The sequence below is a fragment of the Kocuria palustris genome (assembly GCF_007666205.1).
Taxonomy (GTDB): domain Bacteria; phylum Actinomycetota; class Actinomycetes; order Actinomycetales; family Micrococcaceae; genus Kocuria; species Kocuria palustris_A.
In genome coordinates, this window is record NZ_VDOR01000001.1 from 403,301 (window position 1) to 421,916 (window position 18,616).

General features: G+C 71.1%; 17 protein-coding genes. 10 read left to right on the forward strand and 7 right to left on the reverse strand.

Going from position 1 to position 18,616, the window contains the following annotated elements; all coding sequences use genetic code 11:
* Window positions 1-34: 34 nt before the first annotated feature.
* Together FSY66_RS01870 and FSY66_RS01875 are read left to right on the forward strand one after the other, a co-directional pair.
* Window positions 35-646 carry a hypothetical protein gene (locus FSY66_RS01870; protein ID WP_144790661.1) on the forward strand — a complete coding sequence of 204 codons (612 nt, stop codon included), beginning with the start codon at window positions 35-37 and terminating at the stop codon, window positions 644-646.
* 170 nt (window positions 647-816) lie between these two features.
* Window positions 817-1,860: a hypothetical protein gene (locus FSY66_RS01875; protein ID WP_144790663.1), complete on the forward strand. Its 1,044-nt coding sequence runs from the start codon at window positions 817-819 to the stop codon at window positions 1,858-1,860.
* Between the two features lie 156 nt (window positions 1,861-2,016).
* On the opposite strand, the gene FSY66_RS01880 is transcribed toward FSY66_RS01875, so the two are convergent.
* Window positions 2,017-3,360, reverse strand: coding sequence for a YihY/virulence factor BrkB family protein (locus tag FSY66_RS01880; protein ID WP_144790665.1), 1,344 nt, complete (start codon window positions 3,358-3,360; stop codon window positions 2,017-2,019).
* Between the two features lie 102 nt (window positions 3,361-3,462).
* Here FSY66_RS01880 and FSY66_RS01885 point away from each other — a divergent pair, with 102 nt between their 5' ends.
* Complete coding sequence (locus FSY66_RS01885; RefSeq protein ID WP_144790667.1) at window positions 3,463-4,719, forward strand: phospholipase D-like domain-containing protein; 1,257 nt, start codon at window positions 3,463-3,465, stop codon at window positions 4,717-4,719.
* Between the two features lie 140 nt (window positions 4,720-4,859).
* Here the strand turns inward: FSY66_RS01885 and FSY66_RS01890 are convergent, their stop codons facing one another.
* Window positions 4,860-5,219, reverse strand: a complete 360-nt coding sequence (locus FSY66_RS01890; protein ID WP_144790669.1) for a hypothetical protein — start codon at window positions 5,217-5,219, stop codon at window positions 4,860-4,862.
* Window positions 5,220-5,395: 176 nt separating this feature from the next.
* Entirely contained in the window at window positions 5,396-5,602 is a 207-nt protein-coding gene (locus FSY66_RS01895) for a cold-shock protein (protein ID WP_144790671.1), read from the reverse strand.
* A gap of 749 nt (window positions 5,603-6,351) precedes the next feature.
* Here FSY66_RS01895 and FSY66_RS01900 point away from each other — a divergent pair.
* The 3 genes from FSY66_RS01900 to FSY66_RS01910 all read left to right on the forward strand — a co-directional run bounded on the left by FSY66_RS01900 (window position 6,352) and on the right by FSY66_RS01910 (window position 9,880).
* Window positions 6,352-7,038, forward strand: coding sequence for a hypothetical protein (locus FSY66_RS01900; protein ID WP_144790673.1), 687 nt, complete (start codon window positions 6,352-6,354; stop codon window positions 7,036-7,038).
* A gap of 105 nt (window positions 7,039-7,143) precedes the next feature.
* Window positions 7,144-7,974, forward strand: coding sequence for a hypothetical protein (locus FSY66_RS01905; RefSeq protein ID WP_144790675.1), 831 nt, complete (start codon window positions 7,144-7,146; stop codon window positions 7,972-7,974).
* Window positions 7,975-8,206: 232 nt separating this feature from the next.
* On the forward strand, window positions 8,207-9,880 hold the full coding sequence (locus FSY66_RS01910; protein ID WP_144790677.1) for an alkaline phosphatase D family protein: 1,674 nt from the start codon (window positions 8,207-8,209) through the stop codon (window positions 9,878-9,880).
* Between the two features lie 16 nt (window positions 9,881-9,896).
* Here the strand turns inward: FSY66_RS01910 and FSY66_RS01915 are convergent, their stop codons facing one another.
* Window positions 9,897-10,691, reverse strand: coding sequence for a hypothetical protein (locus FSY66_RS01915; RefSeq protein ID WP_144790679.1), 795 nt, complete (start codon window positions 10,689-10,691; stop codon window positions 9,897-9,899).
* Window positions 10,692-10,878: 187 nt separating this feature from the next.
* Here FSY66_RS01915 and FSY66_RS01920 point away from each other — a divergent pair, with 187 nt between their 5' ends.
* Window positions 10,879-11,538 (forward strand): SDR family oxidoreductase, encoded by a 660-nt coding sequence (locus tag FSY66_RS01920; RefSeq protein ID WP_144790682.1) that lies wholly within the window; start codon window positions 10,879-10,881, stop codon window positions 11,536-11,538.
* 147 nt (window positions 11,539-11,685) lie between these two features.
* Window positions 11,686-13,194 carry a sugar porter family MFS transporter gene (locus FSY66_RS01925; RefSeq protein ID WP_260853342.1) on the forward strand — a complete coding sequence of 503 codons (1,509 nt, stop codon included), beginning with the start codon at window positions 11,686-11,688 and terminating at the stop codon, window positions 13,192-13,194.
* Between the two features lie 56 nt (window positions 13,195-13,250).
* Here the strand turns inward: FSY66_RS01925 and FSY66_RS01930 are convergent, their stop codons facing one another.
* Window positions 13,251-14,618 (reverse strand): galactokinase, encoded by a 1,368-nt coding sequence (locus FSY66_RS01930; protein WP_144790686.1) that lies wholly within the window; start codon window positions 14,616-14,618, stop codon window positions 13,251-13,253.
* Window positions 14,619-14,696: 78 nt separating this feature from the next.
* A complete protein-coding gene (locus tag FSY66_RS01935) occupies window positions 14,697-15,968 on the reverse strand; it encodes an FUSC family protein (RefSeq protein WP_144790688.1) in 1,272 nt (423 codons plus the stop codon).
* 302 nt (window positions 15,969-16,270) lie between these two features.
* Between FSY66_RS01935 and FSY66_RS01940 the strand changes: the two genes are divergently transcribed.
* On the forward strand, window positions 16,271-16,939 hold the full coding sequence (locus FSY66_RS01940; protein ID WP_144790690.1) for a DUF6318 family protein: 669 nt from the start codon (window positions 16,271-16,273) through the stop codon (window positions 16,937-16,939).
* 528 nt (window positions 16,940-17,467) lie between these two features.
* Window positions 17,468-18,019: a hypothetical protein gene (locus FSY66_RS01945; RefSeq protein WP_260853343.1), complete on the forward strand. Its 552-nt coding sequence runs from the start codon at window positions 17,468-17,470 to the stop codon at window positions 18,017-18,019.
* Window positions 18,020-18,040: 21 nt separating this feature from the next.
* Here FSY66_RS01945 and FSY66_RS01950 read toward each other — a convergent pair whose 3' ends face one another.
* Window positions 18,041-18,610 (reverse strand): DinB family protein, encoded by a 570-nt coding sequence (locus tag FSY66_RS01950; RefSeq protein WP_144790692.1) that lies wholly within the window; start codon window positions 18,608-18,610, stop codon window positions 18,041-18,043.
* Window positions 18,611-18,616: the final 6 nt, after the last annotated feature.

Below are 18,616 nucleotides of genomic sequence, written 5' to 3' on the forward strand. Positions count from 1 at the left end.
CGCACCGCCCCCTCGCACGACAAGGAGAGATGTCATGACGAACACCCCTCAGGGCTCCTCGGCGCCCGACCACGGTCAGCCCACCCCCGGCCCCGCCGACGGCCAGCTCGGCAACCGGTACGGCACGGCCGCCTACGACCCCCAGCGGTCCTTCGAGCAGGGCAAGCCCGACAAGGTGAGCACCCTGCACCGGATGACCATCGCGTCGCTGGCGATCTGGGTGATCTCCCTGATCCCGAGCGCCCTCATGACGCTATCCCCCGACTACGAGGAGCAGCTGCGCCAGACCTATGTGGACGGCGGCATGAGCCAGGAGATGGCGGACCAGGCGGCCTCGTCCGCCGGGGTCCTCGGCATCGCCACCCTCGGCGTCATGCTCGTCCTGTCGCTGATCCCCTACATCCTGGTGCTCGTCGGCGTGCCCAAGGGGAAGAACTGGGCTCGGATCCTCGGCATCGTGTTCTGTATCATCGGCATCGTCTTCACCGCCTTCGGCGTGGTCACCTCCCTCGGCACCCTGGGCGACGGCGGCGCCATGGCGATCGTCGGGCTCCTGCTGAGCCTGCTGTTCCTCGTGGTGAACATCTACTGGCTCGTCCTGGCCTTCAACGGCCGCGTGGCCGCCTGGTTCAAGGACCGCCGCTGAACGGCTGAGGCCCGGCAGCACCGCGCCCCCCCGCGACTCGTGACGACCCATCCGGTGTCACGGGGCGCGGGGGGCCTGTCGTCTCAGTAGGCTGACGCCAGAACCCGGGGTGAGGCGCTGTCGAGGCGCCGACTCCGGTGCCCGCCGGATCCCCATCGAAGGAGCACGACGTGTCGCAGAACCCCCAGGACGACGAGATCCGCCCGGAGGGCGGGCAGCCCCAGCACGAGGCCCCGCGCTATCAGGTCCCGGGCCAGCAGCCCCCGACCGATCAGCAGCGCGGCGACGGCTCGGGCTCCTCCTACGGAGCCCCGAGCTTCGGATCGCAGCAGCAGGCATCGCCCGGGCAGGGCGACGATGCCGCGCGGGGCTCCGGCTCCGGCAGCTCTGCCGTCGGAAGCTCGGCGGCGGGGGGCTCCGGCTACGGGCAGCCCTCCTACGGCGACTCGAGCCAGAGCCAGTCCCCGTACTCGCAGCCGTCGCACGGCCAGCAGGGGTACGGCCAGTCGGGCTATGGCCAGTCCGGTGAACCGCAGGCCTCTTCGTACGGGCAGGCTCCCCAGTACGACCAGACCGGCTACGGCCAGGCTCCGGCCTACGGCGGCCCGCAGCAGGCGTCCCAGGGCGCGCCCGGATACGGCCAGGCTCCCGCCTACGGCGGTCAGCAGGCGGCTCCCCAGTACGGCGGAGGCCAGACCCCGCAGTACCAGCCGACCCAGGCCGGCGGTCAGTGGAACGGCGCCCCGGCGACGACCACTGGCGCTCCGGGGAACCTCAAGCGGCTGCGCAGCCTGCTGATCGCCTCGGCGGTGCTGTTCCTGCTGCTGGCGCTGGCGCAGATCATCGGCCGCACGACCATGGCCTATGCCCGGTCCCTGCAGGACGCCGCTCAGATGTACGAGGGCCTCGGGATCCCCATGAGCGGCGCCCAGACCGGCGGCCTGGCCTTCGGCGTGAGCAACATCATCAGCTGGGTGGTCACCCTGGCCCTCTACGCCCTGGTCTTCGTGCTGCTGACCCGCGCACCCGGCCCTGCGCGCATCCTGGGCATCATCCTGGCGATCCTGGGCTCCATCGGCGCGCTGTTCGCCTTCATCAGCGCCTTCGCCTACGGCTGGGCCGCAATCCTGGTGATCCTCGCGGGGCTGGCGTTCATCGTCGTGAACATCATGTGGATCGTCCAGGCGGTCAAGACGAAGCCCGCGACCCGCTGACATCGGCCCGCCCGCACCGGTGCTCGGAGCGGCGCCCCGGTCCCTGCCGCCCGGCAGCGACCGGGGCGTCGTCCGTCGTGGCCCCGGCGCGCGCCGTCTCCGGCGAGCCTGCTCCGGGCCGCGAGGGCCCGGAGCCATCGGGTGCTCGGCTCTCGCTCAGCCGTCCTCCCGCTCGTCGTCGCGGCCCGCTTCCGGGCCCGGGCCGGGGTCCTCGGTGGAGCGGCGCCGCTCGAGCTGATGCCGCAGCGCGCTCGCCGCGGTGGAGCCGCCGCCCCGGGGCATGCGGTGCACGGCTCTGGTCGTGGCCGAGCGCAGCTCGCCCCAGCTGTGCACGAGCGCCTCGCGGAAGGCCTGGGCAGAGGAGTCGCCGTCCTCGGCGGGCACCTGGCGAGCGCGCTCCTCGTCGGCGGCCTCCCGGAGCTTCTGCTGCATCGCCGGCGTCCCGGTGACGGCCAGGGGGCTGTCGGCCTCGGTCAGCCACAGGGAGCGAGGCAGGCGGCGGGACAGATCGTCCACCGCGCTCTGCGCCACGATCTGCCCGAGCCTGGTGGCCTTCTGCCGGTCGTCGCGCAGGAAGTCGAGGGTCCAGCGATGGCGCGGGCGCAGATCGATGCGCTCCCAGGCCCGCAGGCCGATCGCCAGCTGCCGAGCGCGCAGCAGCTCGGCGTCCAGCGCAGCTCCGGCGATCAGCACGATGCTCGCGCACCAGGTCAGCACCAGGACGATGAGAACGCCGTTCAGCGTGCCCAGCAGGGCGTCGACGCTGCCGGCGATCGTCGTCAGCCAGCCCAGCAGCACCGCCATGGCGAACAGCGCCACCACGCTGACCAGTGACCCGGCGCTCATGATCCCGAAGCGCGGCAGCTCGACGTTGGGGCCCATGTGGTAGGCCACGTTGACGTAGATCACGAGCACGAACAGCAGCAGCGGCCAGCGCAGGAGGTTCCACGCGGAGACGACGGCCTGGTCGATGCCGAGGACCTCGCCCAGCCGGGAGGCCAGGTCCCCGCCGACCGCGATCATGAGCGCGGCGGCGGCGATGGCCACCAGCAGCACGATGGTCTCGAAGAAGACGATCGTGCGGAACGGCAGGAACTGCCGGCCCTCGCGGGTGTCGTAGATCCGGTGCATCGAGCGGTGGAACGCGGCGACCGCGTTCGAGGCTGCGATCAGGGTGCCGATGAATCCCAGGATCGCACCGGCGACGGTGCCGCCGTCGGGGTTCAGCGAGTGCAGGGACTCCGTCAGCGCCTCGGTGTCCACGGGCGGGAAGAGCACACCCACCAGATCGACGATCCCCCGCAGGACTCCCTCCTCCAGCCCCAGCAGGTTGATGATCGACACGAGCGAGACCAGCAGCGGGGCGATCGACAGCAGCAGGAAGAACGTCATCGACGCCGCCTGGTCCCAGACCTGGATGTAGATGAGCTTCATGACCGCGCGGCGGATGACATGCAGGACCGTCAGACGGGGGCGCTGGAGGGTCTGAGATCGCGTCACGCTGGGCTTCCCGGGTCGGGGCAGGGCCGATCGATGAGGTCGGGCGGGGGCGGGGCCATCCTCCCACGTCGCCTCCGGGCCGGGTCACGTAGGCTTCGCCTCATGCTCACTCGAATCCCTCAGCCGGTGCGCCGGATCGTCGCCCGGACCGCCGCCCGCGCCGCGGTGGGCGTCGTGGCCGTGCAGGCCACCACGATCGCCGGCCTGGTCGGCTACGACGCCGTGAAGAAGCACTACCGCAAGTCCCGCTCGGGGTTCCCCAAGCCGGGGCACTACGGGGCAGACGTGGCCGGATCGGACATGGAGGTCTTCACCTACGGCGCGGAGCTCTACGACGACATGATCGCGTCGATCGACGCCGCGCAGCGCACCGTCTACCTCGAGACGTACCTCTGGAAGGGCGACGAGTACGGCCGGCGCTTCCGGGACGCGCTCAACCGCGCCGGCGCCCGCGGTGTGGACGTCAAGGTCATCTACGACGGCGTCGGCAACATGGTGGTCGATCCGCGCTTCTACCGCTTCGGCCCCGGCGTCCAGGCCTATCGCTTCCCCGTGGTCCGGCCGCGGCTGCTCGTGACCCCGCTGCGGGCCAGCGGCCTGACCCACCGCAAGCTGCTGATCGTGGACGACCAGTACTCGTACATCGGCGGCTACAACCTGGGCTCCACGTACGCGACCGAGTGGCGGGACACCCATCTCAAGATCTTCGGCGCCGACTCGTGGCAGCTGCGCCAGGCCTTCGTCGCGACGTGGAACACGATCGCGGCCAGGAAGTTCGAGCAGATCGAGCGGCTGAACCCGACCGAGTGGGAGTCCCGGGTCCGGGTCCTGACCAACATGCCGGTGCGCCGCGTGTACCCGATCCGCAACATGTACCTCCAGGCGATCGACCAGGCCTCGCGCAGCATCTTCATCTCGACGGCCTACTTCATCCCGGATCAGCAGATCCTCGACGCCCTGATCCGCGCCCGGCACCGCGGCGTGGACGTCCGCCTCATGTTCCCGGCCGAGTCGAACCACGTCGTGGCGGACTGGGCCTCCCGCGGCTTCTACTCGCAGCTGCTGCGCGAGGACATCACGGTCCTGCAGTACCAGCACGCCATGATCCACGCCAAGACGGCCACGATCGACGGCATCTGGTCCACGATCGGCACGGCGAACATCGACCGCCTCTCGCTGAGCTTCAACTACGAGGTCAACATCGAGATCGTGGATCGGGACCTCGCGGCCGTGATGGAGCGGATCTTCGAGTTCGACAGCGACAACTGCCACCGGGTCACCAAGCAGGAGTGGGACGAGCGGCACCCCCTGGCATGGGTGGGCGAGGCCGCTCTCGCACCGTTCCGCCCGCTGCTCTGATCCGGGCTCGGACCCGATCCGTCCCGGCGGGCATGGGGCGGGCGGAGGACGACGGGGGGCGACCGGCATCAGCCGGTCGCCCCCCCCGTCGTCCTGAGCCGCCGCCCTGCAGGAGCAGGCGGCTCGGGTCGGCTGCGGGATCAGTCCTCGTCGTTGCGGTGCACGTACCAGGCGACGGCCAGGACGCCGACGACGACGAAGCCGCACAGGGCGGCGCCGAAGCGGTCGTCGTCGTACCAGGGCGTCCGGCCCGAGGCCAGGCCCCGGCCGCGGGCGCCGGCGGAGCTGACCTCGGCGGCGCGGCTGCCGGAGCCGACGCGCTCGCGGGAAGCGAGCGGGCCTGCAGCGGCGGCGCCGTGGTCCGAGTGCTCGGGGCGGCCGTGCTCGGCGGCGTAGGCGTCGGGCGTGGTGCCCTCGCGCTGGGCTGCGATGGCCGTGGGGGTGCCGGCGGCGGGCGTCTCGTGGTACTCGCCGTGACCGGGGATGGCATTGTGCGGCACGTGTGACTCCTCTGTGCTCGAAGGGCGGGGTGCTGGCCGGGGCGTGCGCGTCCGGCCACTGCCTCCAGCGTAGCCCGCGTCACCTCGCTGCGGCTCGGCCGTCGGGCGCGGATCAGCCCGGACATGCAGAAGCGCCCGGTGCGATCCGCACCGGGCGCTTCCGAAGCATCAGGTGATCAGTCGATCACGGTGATGTTCGCGGCCTGGAGGCCCTTGGGGCCCTCCTGGACCTCGAACTCCACGCGCTGGTTCTCCTCGAGCGAGCGGTAGCCGCTGCCGTTGATGGCGGAGAAGTGGGCGAAGACGTCCTGCTGGGAGTCATCGGGGCTGATGAAGCCGAAGCCCTTGTCGGCGTTGAACCACTTGACGGTGCCGGTCTGCATTGTTCTGGTCGATCCTTCCGGAACGGTTGACGAGGCGCCGACTTTCGGCGCTCGTTTGCCGTCGTGCTCCACATGACTACATCCGAGTGGACTACGTCGACCGCCTTGGTGAGCGGCAGTGGGTCCCGTCGATGCGGGGGTCGTACGACAACTGATGATGACGGTACACGAGTCGGAGCCCGTGCGGTGAGGCCGACGGGGCAAATGTCCGCCTGAGACGCCCGGAGGGCGTCGCGCCGATCACATCCGAGGCGCCCAGGGGTGTCCAGCCAATGCCCAGAGCATCCCCCGGCAAGGTGCAAGCGCATTCCAGCGCCATGCCAGGCGCGCGGGGTTGGGTGGTGCACACCTCGGCAACGAGGGCAGCGACGTCGACTGGAGGGTTCGCGTCAGCTGAGCTTCCCGCACCGGGAGGACGGTGGTGGTGCGTCGTCCATCCGCAGCAGATGAGGTGCGGGGAGGGGACACACAGAGAGCCGTTCGACGCCAGCCCCTGGCGTCGAACGGCTCTCTGCGTCGTGCGCGAGGATGCGCAGCCCCAGGGCGGCCTCAGGACGCGACCCGGGGCGAGCGCGGGCCGTTCCGCTTCCGGGCCGGGACGCGCCGGCTCCTGTGGGCCCTAAGGGGGACGGGATTCTGACGGGCCGGCCGTCCTGGGGCGGGTGCCCGCCGCTACTGTGAGGATCTCCGGGGACCCGTCAGCCGCTGCCCGTTCTGGCGCCCCCGCCGAGCAGGGAGGTCGAGGCGCCATGTCATCCGGTGTCGACCCGGGGGGTCACTACCTCACCGACAGCCCCACGGCGTGGCGCGTGCGGATCCGCGTGCTGGACACGGCATCGGCCCTGACGCACGTCGACTCGCAGACCATCGAGCGCGCCCGCAGCGGCGTGGCTCGCGTCTTCGAGGTCGCCTTCGCAGCCGTGGTGCGGGCGGAGAACGCCGACCGGCTGGTCCGAGCGACGCCGCTTCGGGTCGAGCACGTGGAGCTGGGCCGGGGCAGCATCGGGCTGTGGTTCGACGTCCGCGACGAGCGCAGTCGGCTGGCCCGCCTGGTCACCGAGCCCTCGGTGTGGGCCGAGAGCGTCGATCGGCTGCTCGGGATCGCCTCGAAGGAGCTGATCGCGATCCTGCGGAGCCAGCTGATGCGGTTCGAGGTCGCCGCCGATCAGCTGCTCGTGCGGCGGATCCCCGGCCCCGACGGCCCCCGCTCGCGGGTGGAGGTCTCCGTGCCGGGGGCGCCGCCGTCGCGCATGCACTCCGATCTCTGGGAGTGGGCCCTCGGCGACGACGGCCGCGCGGCGCGCCGGGACCTGCTCGCGGTGCTCGCGGCGCCCGGGGTGGACCGCCTCGAGATCATCTTCTACGAGGGCCAGGAGAGCGAGCACGTGATGGTCGTGCAGAGCACGCAGGGGCTGCGGGACTTCGCCGCAGGGTGAGCCGCGGATGATCGGGGGATCATGGGGGACAGCATCGGGAGTCCGGAGAGGACGTCGGGGACGAGGAGGCGGGGGTTCGCCGTCGCGGCAGCGGGGGCTGTCGGAGTGAGCGCGCTCTCCGGGTGCACGGCGGGCAGCGGGGAGCCGGCCAGGGCGCAGGGCGTCACGTGCCTCGCGCCCGAGGCCCTGCAGGTCCAGGTCGCGCACAAGCCGGGGGAAGGTGAGCTGATGATCATCTCCGGCGGCATCGGCGCCACCGAGCTGGCGACGGGCGATGCCCCCTCCGCCGGGCACCCGCAGGCCCCCGGCGGCGAGATGCCGGTGCAGGATCTGCCGCCCGGGGTCCATGCTCGGATCGCAGACACCTCGAGCGGAGAGGTCGTCCGAGCCGAGACCCTTGAGGGCGGCGTGGCCGGCACCGGGCCCCTGCCCGAAGGCGACTACCTCGTGGGGCTGGTCTCCGTGGAGCAGCCCGGTCGCATCGACGGGGTGGCCACGGCCGAGCTGCGGATCGACGACCGGGGCGGCCTGGTCGGCCGCCCCGCCGTGGAGCGCAGGCGCGAGCTGCCCGTGACGGGGCTGACGATCGACGACGGAGCTCTCAGGGCGGAGCTCAGCCCTGCGGAGGAGGCCGCGGCCGAGGCCGAGTGGTGGCTCGACGCCCCGGGAGCCGGCGCGTCCGGAACGACCGGGGAGGACGGGACCCTGAGCGTCGAGGGGGTCTCCGACGGGCCGCACACGCTGAATGCCGCCGCCGCCTCCGAGCACGCGCCGGGGATCGTCGAGCAGGCCGTGCGGTGCGAGTTCGGCGCGACCGACGGCGAGCTGATGCCGACGCCGGGCGCCGTGCGGACCGGCGATCCCGACCCGACGGATCCCGCCGCGGGCGCGGATCCGGGCCGGGACTCGAGCGCAGCGGCCGGGCAGCAGGGCTGAGGCCCGGGCGGCGCGGCTCCGGGCCGGTCGGCGGGCCCGCCCTGCCGCGGCATCCTGTCCGCCGGGCTTCACCGAGTGTTCATCGCACGAGGCCCGCGCGGGCGGATCGCGGTGCCAGGCTGGGGGCCGCTCCTCACGATCCCGACGACGCCCGCGCCGTCCCTGCGGTCCGCTGCGGAGCACAGCCATCAGCCACGGGCGCCGCAGCCGGCGTGCCTGCACAGGGAGAGCCATGACCGCGCACGATCCATTCGCACGTCACGAGACCGAGGCATGGGACGCGGAGGGGGCGGTCCGCGCCGGCCGCGCCCGCAGCGGGGCGGGGGAGTCGGCAGGCCGCGTCCTCCGGCCGTCCCGGCGCGCGATGCTCGCCGGCGCGGGCCTGACCGGCGTCGGAGCGGCGACCGCGGGGCTGGCGACGCCGACGTTCGCGGTGACCGAGGACAATCCGTTCCAGCTCGGCGTCGCCTCCGGCGACCCCTGGCCCGACGGCTTCGTGATCTGGACCCGTCTGGCCCTGATCCCGGAGGCCGAGGACGGCCGCGGCGGGATGCCCCGCTCGAACATCGTGCTGACCTGGGAGGTGGCCGAGGACGAGGCCTTCACGCGGGTGATCCGCAAGGACCGGGTCACTGCGACCCCCGAGACCGCCCACGCGGTGCACGTGACGCTGACGGGCCTGGAGCCGCAGCGCGAGTACTGGTACCGGTTCTCCGCCAACGGGTACCGCTCGCGCATCGGGCGCGCCAAGACCGCGCCTGCCGCCGGGGCCATGCCCTCCAGCCTGAGGTTCACGATGGCGTCGTGCGCCCAGTGGGAGCACGGCTGGTTCACCAGCTACCGGCACATGGCGCAGGAGCGCCCGGACCTGATGCTCCACCTGGGCGACTACTACTACGAGCACTCGGCGGCCGGCTATCCCGTGAGCTCCGGGGCCGTCCGCTGGCATCCGGTGGGGGAGATGCGCGACCTCGCCGCCTACCGCCAGCGCATGGCCATCTACAAGTCGGATCCTGACCTGCAGGCCGCCCACGCGGCGGCTCCCTGGGCCGTGATCTGGGACGACCACGAGGTGGACAACAACTGGGCCGACGACACCCCTGAGGTCGTGCAGGCGGACTGGATGCGTCGCCGCCGCGATGCCTTCCGGGCCTACTACGAGAACATGCCGCTGCGGGCATCCTCGGCGCCGACCGGGTACGACATGCAGCTCTACCGGCGCATCCAGTGGGGGCAGCTGGCCACCTTCCACATGCTCGACACCCGCCAGTACCGCGACGACCAGGCCAATGCCGATCTGGTGAAGATCATCGGGAAGCAGGCCAAGGACCCCCGGCGCACCATCACGGGGAAGGCGCAGGAGGACTGGCTCCTGCAGGGCTTCGGGGCCTCGACGGCGCGGTGGGACTTCGTGACGCAGCAGGTGCCCTTCGTGCAGTACGACCGCAACGGCGGGCTGCACGTATGGGGGGACATGGACTCCTGGGACGGCTACATCGGCTCCCGCGGCCGGGTCATCGACGGATGGGTGGGCGCGGGCGTCCGCAATCCGGTGGTGCTCACGGGCGATATCCACGAGTCCTTCGCCGCCGAGATCCTCTCGGACTTCGCGGACCCGACCTCCGAGCCGGTGGGCGTGGAGCTGATCACCACCTCCATCACCTCGGGCGGCGACGGCTCCGACGCGTCGGCGTCGAACCTCCAGTACAACCCGCACATCAAGTTCAACAACGACCTGCGCGGCTACCTCTCCGTGGAGGTCACCCCGCAGGCCACGACGGCGCGGTACCGAACGGTGGACAGGGTCTCGGTCCAGAACCGGCCGGTCGCCGAGCGAGCTCGGTTCGTGGTCGCCGACGGCGACCGCCGGCTGCACAAGGTGCACGACACGCCCCTCGGGTCCTGAGCAGGACCGGAGCCCATCAGCGGGCGTAGGCGATGAACGAGCCGCCCCGGCCGTCCATGCGGATGCAGGCCCACATCTCCCGGGTGCCGTCGTCGAAGGCCTCCGTGCCCTGGTTGCAGCGCACGCCGTCCATGACGCCCTCGACCTGCTGATCCAGGAAGCCCTGCATCACGTCGTCCACCTCGGCGCAGTCCAGGCCCTGGACGTCCGCGAAGTCGTAGTCGTCGTTGAAGCACTCGGCGTCCACTGCGTCCGCGTACGTGCCCAGCCCGGAGACCCCCGGGGCCTTCGACGGGTTCGCAGCCCCCGACTCCGGCTCGAGGGCGGTGACCGACCCGGTCTCGGCCAGGGGGTCGTCCTCCGGATCCCGGGGCTCGAGCTCGATGGTCGCCGGGGACTTCTCACCGGCGAACGTGCAGGTCCACCGGCCGCTGCCCGGGGTGCAGGCGGTCTTCCCGTCCTCGACGGAGAGGTGGGTCTTCTTCCCGTTGTCCACGACGCCGCGGACGGCCTTCCGAGCATGGTCGCAGCTCACGAGCTCGAGCAGCACGTAGTCGTAGTCGTCGTCGGAGCACTGCCCGGCATCGTCGGCCGTCTCCTCGGCGGAGGGGGTGACCTCGGCCTGCGCCTCTGAGGGCGCGGCGCTCGGCGCGCTCTGCTCGTCCGACGGGTCGCCGCCGGCCGCCTCGGCCTGCGTGTCGTCGGGCTGCGGCGTGCAGGCGCTCAGCAGCAGAGCAAGGGCCAGGACGGCAGCGGCGCCGCGCCGGATCGGCCGGAGCGCGGCCCTGGAAGCGACAGTGATATGAGCCATGCGTCGCATGATGCCCGAGGTTCGCGACAGGGAACATCCATCTCCCCCGGGCAGCGCCTCATGACGGCCTGGATGCGGTCCCGCCGTCGGCGAACACCCTTCATCCGGCTCGGCGGCGGAGAGACCATGGAGGCATCACGTGACAAGAGGGGCGGTCTCCCGCACCGCCTCGGGAACGGAGGACATCATGACGAACATCACGATCATCGGCGGCCACGGCAAGGTCGCCCTGCGCCTGGCGCCCATGCTGACCGAGGCGGGCGACGAGGTCACCTCGTGGATCCGCAAGGAGGAGCAGATCGAGGACGTCGAGCAGACGGGCGCCACCGCGAAGGTCCTCGACGTCCAGCAGCTGTCGACCGAGCAGCTGGCCGACGAGTTCGAGGGCGTCGACGTCGTCGTCTGGTCGGCGGGCGCCGGAGGCGGCGATCCCGAGCGCACCTGGGCCATGGATCGCGACGCCGCGATCCGGACCATGGACGCGGCCGAGCGCGCCGGCGTCGGCCGCTACGTGATGGTCTCGTACCTGAACGCCGGCCCGAACCACGGCGTGGACGAGTCCGACGACTTCTACGCCTACGCCGAGGGCAAGAGCCAGGCCGACGAGCACCTGCGCAAGTCGTCCCTGCGGTGGACGATCCTGGGCCCGGGCATGCTCACGCTCGACGACGCGTCCGGGAAGATCGCGGTCCTGCCCGAGGGCCAGCAGCCGGAGAACGCCGACACCTCGCGCGCCAACGTGGCGCAGGTGGCCAAGGCCGTCATCGCCGACGACTCCACGATCGGGCGCAAGATCGACTTCGTCGACGGCGACACCCCGATCGCCGAGGCGGTCTCCGCCTCCTGATCCGCTCCCGCCCCGGAGGGCGCGCCAGGGATTCCCCCGACGGCCGCCCCGAGCTGAACAGCTCGGGGCGGCCGTCGTCTGCGTGGCGGGAATCCCCGGCCGCCGCTCCAAGCGGCCCGGGAAGCGGCTAATGTCGGCCACCGAGAGGTGGACCACAATGGTCCCTCGGCACCATGGAGGCATGCGATGAGTCAGGTTCGGAGCGCAGGAGCAGGTGAGACGGGGCTGCCGCCGCTGACCAAGGGCCCGCACTCGAGGTTCCTGGATCGGCTCGTGGTCATCGCGACCTTCGGAGGGCTGCTCTTCGGCTACGACACCGGCGTGATCAACGGCGCCCTGGGCCCCATGTCGGAGCCCGATGCGCTGGACCTCTCCCCGGTCGAGCAGGGGGTCGTGACGTCGTCGCTGCTGATCGGAGCCGCCGTCGGCGCCCTGGTGGGGGGACGCTGCTCCGATCGCTGGGGCCGCCGGAGGACGATCCTGGCCATGGCGGTCCTGTTCTTCATCGGCGCCGTCGGCTGCGTGCTCTCCCCGACCGCGGGCTTCATGGTGCTGTTCCGCGTCGTGCTGGGCCTGGCCGTCGGCGGCGCCTCCGTCACGGTGCCGGTCTACCTCTCCGAGATGGCTCCCACCGAGCGGCGCGGGGCCATGTCCGGGCGCAACGAGGTCATGATCGCGGTCGGCCAGCTGCTGGCCTTCGTCATCAACGCGATCATCGGCAGCGCCTTCTACGAGGTCCCGGGCCACTGGCGGATCATGCTCGCGATCGCCGCGCTGCCGGCCATGGCCCTGTTCTTCGGCATGCTCCGGATGCCGGAGTCGCCGCGGTGGCTGCTGGCCCGGGGCGATCGCGATGCCGCGCTCCAGGTCCTGGGCCGGGTGCGCTCGCCGGAGCGGGCCGAGGCCGAGCTGAGCGAGGTCGAGGGCCTGGCCGCCCGCGACGCCGCCGAGCACGAGGGCGGGATCGTCACCCTGCGCACCGAGCCGTGGGTGCGCCGCGTGCTGCTGATCGGGATCGGCGTGGCCGTGTCCCAGCAGCTCTCGGGCATCAACTCGGTCATGTACTACGGCACGCTGCTGCTCGAGCAGGCCGGCTTCTCGTCGTCGGCGGCCCTGATCGCCAACGTGGCCAACGGCGTCATCGCCGTGATCGGCATGCTCACCGGCATGGCGCTGATCGACCGCGTGGGACGACGGCGGCTGATGATCGCCGGCTTCACGGGCATCACCTCGATGCACCTGCTGATCGGGCTGAGCGCGCTGCTGCTGCCCGAGGGGCTGGGGCGAGCGATCTTCATCCTGATCTTCGTGGTGCTGTTCGTGGGATGCATGCAGGCCTCGATCGGCTTCGGCGCGTGGATCATCCTGGCGGAGATCTTCCCGCTCAAGTTCCGCGGCGCCGGCATCGGGATCTCGGTGCTGATGATGTGGCTGGCCAATGCCACGGTGACCCTGCTGTTCCCGGTGGTGGTCTCGGCCACGGGCATCACCGTGACGTTCTTCCTGTTCGCGGGCCTGGGGGCGGTCTGCCTGTTCTTCTTCTGGCGCTTCGTGCCGGAGACCAAGGGGCGCTCCCTCGAGCAGATCGAGGAGTCCTTCGCCGCGGGGGAGCTGCAGCGGATCCACCAAGGGCAGCGGGAGAGCGCACAGAGCTGATCCCCAGCCCGGACGGATCGCCGTCGCACCCCGAGGGGCGGCAGCGATCCGTCGTCTCAGCGGCAGCCGAGCGCGGCCAGCTCGACGCAGTCCCGGCAGACCAGGCCCCCCGGGCCCGAGGGCACGATGTCCAGGAAGCGGGGGCTCGGCAGCTCCGCGGCAGCCATGGCAGAGGCCACCGCGGCCGCGATCGGCTCCGTCCGCGCCGTGGGGACGAGCATCAGCACCGAGCCGCCGAAGCCGCCTCCGATCAGGCGGGCGCCGTCGGCGCCCTCGGCCAGGGCGGTGTCCACGATCAGGTCTGCGGCCCAGAAGGAGGCCTCGGCGTCATCGCGCATCGAGAGATGGCCCGCGGTGAGGATGCGCCCCACCGCCTCCGGGACGGAGGTGTCCGAGACGCTGCCGCTGAGCAGCGCGTCGATCTGCTCGGAGCGCAGCATCTCCGTGAGGGCATGGCGCAGTCGGCGTGCTGCATCTGCCGGATCGCGGCCGTCGAGCTGCCCGGCAGCGGGCGCGGCGGCCTCCCACCGGCGCAGGACGGCGTCGACGTCCTCCTGGGCGGGCGTCTCGGGCAGCAGGTCGCGCAGTCGACCCGCGCCGAGGAAGCGCGCCGCGGCCTCCGCGTCGAGACGGCGCGAGGAGAAGTCGTCACCGCCGAGCCAGTGGGGCGTGCGGGTGTCCACGGCGATCAGGCGGCGGCCCGCCAGCAGCGCCTCGGCGGAGCGGTACGTGATCGAGAAGTCGCGGCAGTCCAGGGAGACCACCTGCCCTGGGTGCGAGCGCAGGCTCGCGGTCTGGTCCAGGCCGCCCGTGCTCGCGCCCACGACCTTCACCTCCGCCATCATGCAGGCGTGGGCCAGGACGGCGCGGACGTCGTCGTCGTGGTCGTCGGAGTCGGTGATCATCCCGGCGAAGGCCAGGATGGAGGCGCACTCGAGCGCGGCCGACGACGACAGCCCGCCGCCCACCGGAAGCGTCGAGCGGATCAGCATGTCCGCACCGAAGCCCTCCGGGATCCGGATCCCGGAGACGGCGGCCGATTCGTGGAGGCCCCACAGGGCGCCGGCCACGTAGCCCGTCCAGCCCTCGGGGCGGCCCGGTCCGACGTCCTCGGTGCGCACCTCGACGATGCCCGTGTCCAGGGACGGCTCGAGGGTGCGCATGCGCAGGAGGCCGTCGGTGCGCGGCGCGGCGGCCACGAGCGTCCCGTAGGGCAGCGCCATGGGCAGGCAGCGCCCGCCGAGGAAGTCGATGTGCTCGCCGTTGAGATTGGCCCGGCCGGGCGACTGCCAGATGCCCTCCGGTCGGCGGCCGAAGACGGCCTCGAAGTTCTCGAGGCCGCGGCGGGCGATCGCTGCGTGGTCCGGATGGGGCACCCACTCAGGCGCGACGGACCCCGGATTCTCGGAGCGGACGTGATGCACGAGGCCTCCTGGTGCTGAGCAGTGCGCACCACTCTAGACCCGCGGTGACGCGGCCGACGGAGTCCTGCTGCTGCATGCTCAGCGTCCGCCTCGCTCGCGGCCGGAGCCGGGGCCCTCGGCGGTGCGTCGCGGGCGCAGCGACCGCCGCGGCTTGGGCGGCGGATTCGACGCGCCGTGGGTCGTGACCACCTGGAGGATGCGCTCGAGGTCGGTGCCCACGGTGACCAGCCACCAGTGGTCCCAGGAGTTGCGGATCTCGAGCTCCTCGAGGCTGTCGGAGAGGTCGGCGACGTGACCGCGGGCCTTGTCGGCGAGGATCTGGATCTCGTCCTTCGCCTCGTCGTCGGGGGCCAGCGGGACGGTCGACAGGACGGTGGTCATGGTGGAGAACGACTCGGTGTCCACGTGCCAGGCCACGCGCATGACCTCGGCGACGGCGCGCAGCGTGCGCTCCAGCTCCCGGGAGACCCCGGCGGGGACGACCATGTGGGATCCGTCGGCCGCGAAGAGGCGACGCAGGACGTCGGTGAGGTCGCGCATGTAGAAGGACACGTGCTCCACGCGGATCAGGCGGGCCAGGCCGGGGTCCTGGCCCTTGTTGTTGGGCAGCATCATGCGGGGATTGCCCTTGGCCGATGACGCCGACTCCTGGACCACGCCGCGGACCTCCGCCGCGACCGCGGCGAGCTGGTTGTTGACCTCGAGCCAGTCGGTGCGGGAGGTGGAGCCCGGAGTGCGGACCTCCATGGCGACGTCGCGCAGGTAGAACACGAGCAGCCGCTCGATCCGTCGGAGCTCGAGCGAGGCGGAGCGGAAGTCGACCGGCTGGGCCACGAGGTAGTTGACCAGCAGGCCGATCGCGGCGCCCGTCGCCATCTGGACGATGTAGCCGAGCGAGTACTGGTCGGCGTTCGGGCCGCCGACGATCAGCACGAACAGCGCGGTGATCGGGATGTAGTCCGCTCCTGCCCCGAACCATCGGAAGCCGGCCAGGATCACGCCCACCGCGATCGCCAGGAACATGGTGACGAGCGTGGCCCAGGGGGTGAGCTGCACCAGCAGGGCCAGCACCATGCCGATGCCGAGGCCCAGCAGCGTCTGCCCGGCCGTGCGCAGCGAGCCGGTCAGGCTCGGGTACATGACCACCAGGGCGCCCAGGGGCGCGTAGTACGGGTACTGCGCGACGACGCCCGGCATGAACGGCGCCACCAGGTAGGCCAGGGCGCAGGCCAGGCCGGCCTTCAGGGCGAGCAGCAGGCGCGACGTGTTGATCGAGCTGTTGTGCCAGGGGCGCAGCAGCGAATCGTCGTCGTCGTGGACGGGCGACGACGCCTTGGGGGAGAAGCGCAAGGTGGTCCTGTTCAAGCGGGGCGAGCGCCCGGGGTCAGAAGCTTGAGAGGCGTGAGAAGTGATCTACGCGACGGTCACCTTAGCGGTCGGCGACGGGCCTGGTCGATGGCTGTGGACGCCCGATCCCGGTGCTCCCATCTCGATGCAGATTCGACCCGTGACCTGCTGTGACGAGCATCCGCCCGGGTCGTCCACACCGGGCACGCGCACTCTGTTGCCCGTGCGTGCCCCGCGCCTACGATCACGGCACTTGCCGACATGCGCCCCTGCCTGCAGCGGGCGCCGAGCACTGGGGTCTCCTGATGAGCACTCGAACCGTCACGCTGTCCGTCCTCGCTGCGGGGCTCGGGCTGCTGCTCGCGGGCTGCAACGAGTCCGGCGGGCCCTCGCCCGATGAGTCACCAGCCGATCCGGCGTCTGCTGTCGCGACCTCGGAGTCTCCCGGGAGTGAATCCACGGGCGGTGACGGGGAGTCCCCCGGGGGCGAGGGGGAGTACGTCCCGGCCTCCGCCGAAGGCCCGGCGCAGAACGTCCCCAAACCCGAGAAGCCCGCTCTGGCCGATGAGGAGAGCTACGAGGGCGCCCAGGCCTTCCTGGACTACCTCGCCGATGCCCGGGCCTACGCGTGGCAGACGGGCGATACGACGCTGATCCGCGAGATCACGTCTGATGCATGCGAATCGTGCCTGGCGGAGTACGACGAAATTGAATTGGTGTATGACGAAGGTGGATGGGCCAGCTCGGGCCAGGAGGAAATCGAAATCATAGACACGGATATGCCTGTCAACTCATTCGGTTTTCCCTCTCCTCGCGCTGATGTTCGGTATGAGGGTCAGACTATCTGGAATTCAAGCGGGGAAATCGATCAGAAATACCCTCCAACTGGAAGCGACGACAGTTTGACACACATGCACATGAGTCACGACGGGGTGGAGTGGATATTTGTTGTCGCTTCGGCTGATGCGATGTGAGTGCTCGGCATGAGATCTGGATTTCACAGAATGTTCACCATTTCGCTTATGTCGAGCATCGCGCTAGTGGGATCTGCCGGGATTGTCGTTGCCGACCCTGGAGAACGTCGCAGGGGCGGGCTCGAGGGGACGCGGGTTGAGTCAGATGCGAGTGCCTCCGGGTCTCGCATCGATGTCGAAGTGAGCTTGGAAGGGTTGGCGAGGGGCCAAGCAAAGACCCCCGGTACTTCGAGGTCGCAGCCCGACGTCTCCCCCGCCACTGGGGGCTCCGGAAAGGCTTCCGGTCCAGATAGTGCTAGCGCTCGGGATTCGCACCAACTGGAAATGACCTTAAGGAAATTTGTTGCCGATACTGAGCCCGCGGAACTCAAAGCGGATACCGCCAGCGTGGAAATGGCTGACTACACTCTGGTCGACATCTGTTCAGAGGCAGGGGCCTCGTGCGCGGAACAGGAAGCCTGTACGTTGCCAGACGGGGCGGCGGGTCAGAATCTCTACGTAGAGTACGAGACGGATGAGGGGGAGCCCGTGCGAGCATCGACCCCCATCTGCTCGCCGCGCGACCAGATCCCCGAGGGCGATGAGCCGGCGCCGCTGCCGGTCTTCACCGTCGAGGATCTCCGGCGGCTCGCGGTCAGCCCCGCTGTCTCCGCCGTCGAGCCTGCGCCGGACACGCTCGTCGGGCTGCACACCAACATGTATGCGACGGCCGAGGAGCAGGTCTTCGACACCGAGCTCGCGGGCTTCCCCGTGCGGGTGCGGGTGACGCCCGAGTCCTTCACCTGGGACTACGGCGACGGTGCGACGCTCGGCCCCACCGCGCTCGCCGGCGGCCCGCTTCCGGAGGGATCGTGGGACGTCCCCACAGACACCAGTCATCAGTACGCCGAGACCGGCGACGTGGGCGTCGTGCTGACCACCGAGTTCTCGGGCGAGTACTCGATCAGCGGCGGGCCGTGGCTGCCCGTGGACGGGACCAGCACAGTCGCCAGCGAGCCCGTCCAGCTCAGCGTGTGGCGCTCGACGGTCCGCAACTACGCCGACGACTGCTTCGAGAATCCGAGCGGCGCGGGCTGCTGAAGCTCAGGCCACCGAGGGGTCTCAGCCCTGGTGGGCGTAGAGGTCCCGCAGCAGCGCGACCTCGGCGAGGTGATGGATCACCTCGCGATTGATGTGCAGGGCGAGATCGATGAACGGCCGCTCGCCCCACGGGCCCTCGGCGGGGCCGCAGGGCTGCTGCATCCGGGCGCCATCCATGCCGCGCAGCCCCTCGAGCCACCGGGCGACCTCCGCATCGAGCTGAGCGAGGGCCTCCCCGGCGGTGGTCGCGAAGTCCCACGAGGCATAGGAAGCCTCGGGGCCGTCGAAGTGGCTGTGGCTGCGCATGGCGAGCACCCCCACGATCACGTGACCCAGGCGCCACGCGATCGTCGTGAACGGCTGGGGCTGCCCCTCGACCAGGTCGAAGTCGATCACCAGCGCCCCTGCGCCGGCTTGGTGGGTCGTGCGCTGCTCGTCGGCGGGGTGGACGGTCCACGCGGGTCGGCCGTCGGGCGTGGGATCCCAGAAGAGCTCGTCGTCCGTCAGCCCCTCCAGCCGGGGGCGCAGCAGGTTCTGCCAGTGCCACTCGAGCTGCTCGACGGCGGCGGCGGTCATGGGGTTCTCGGTCATGTCGTC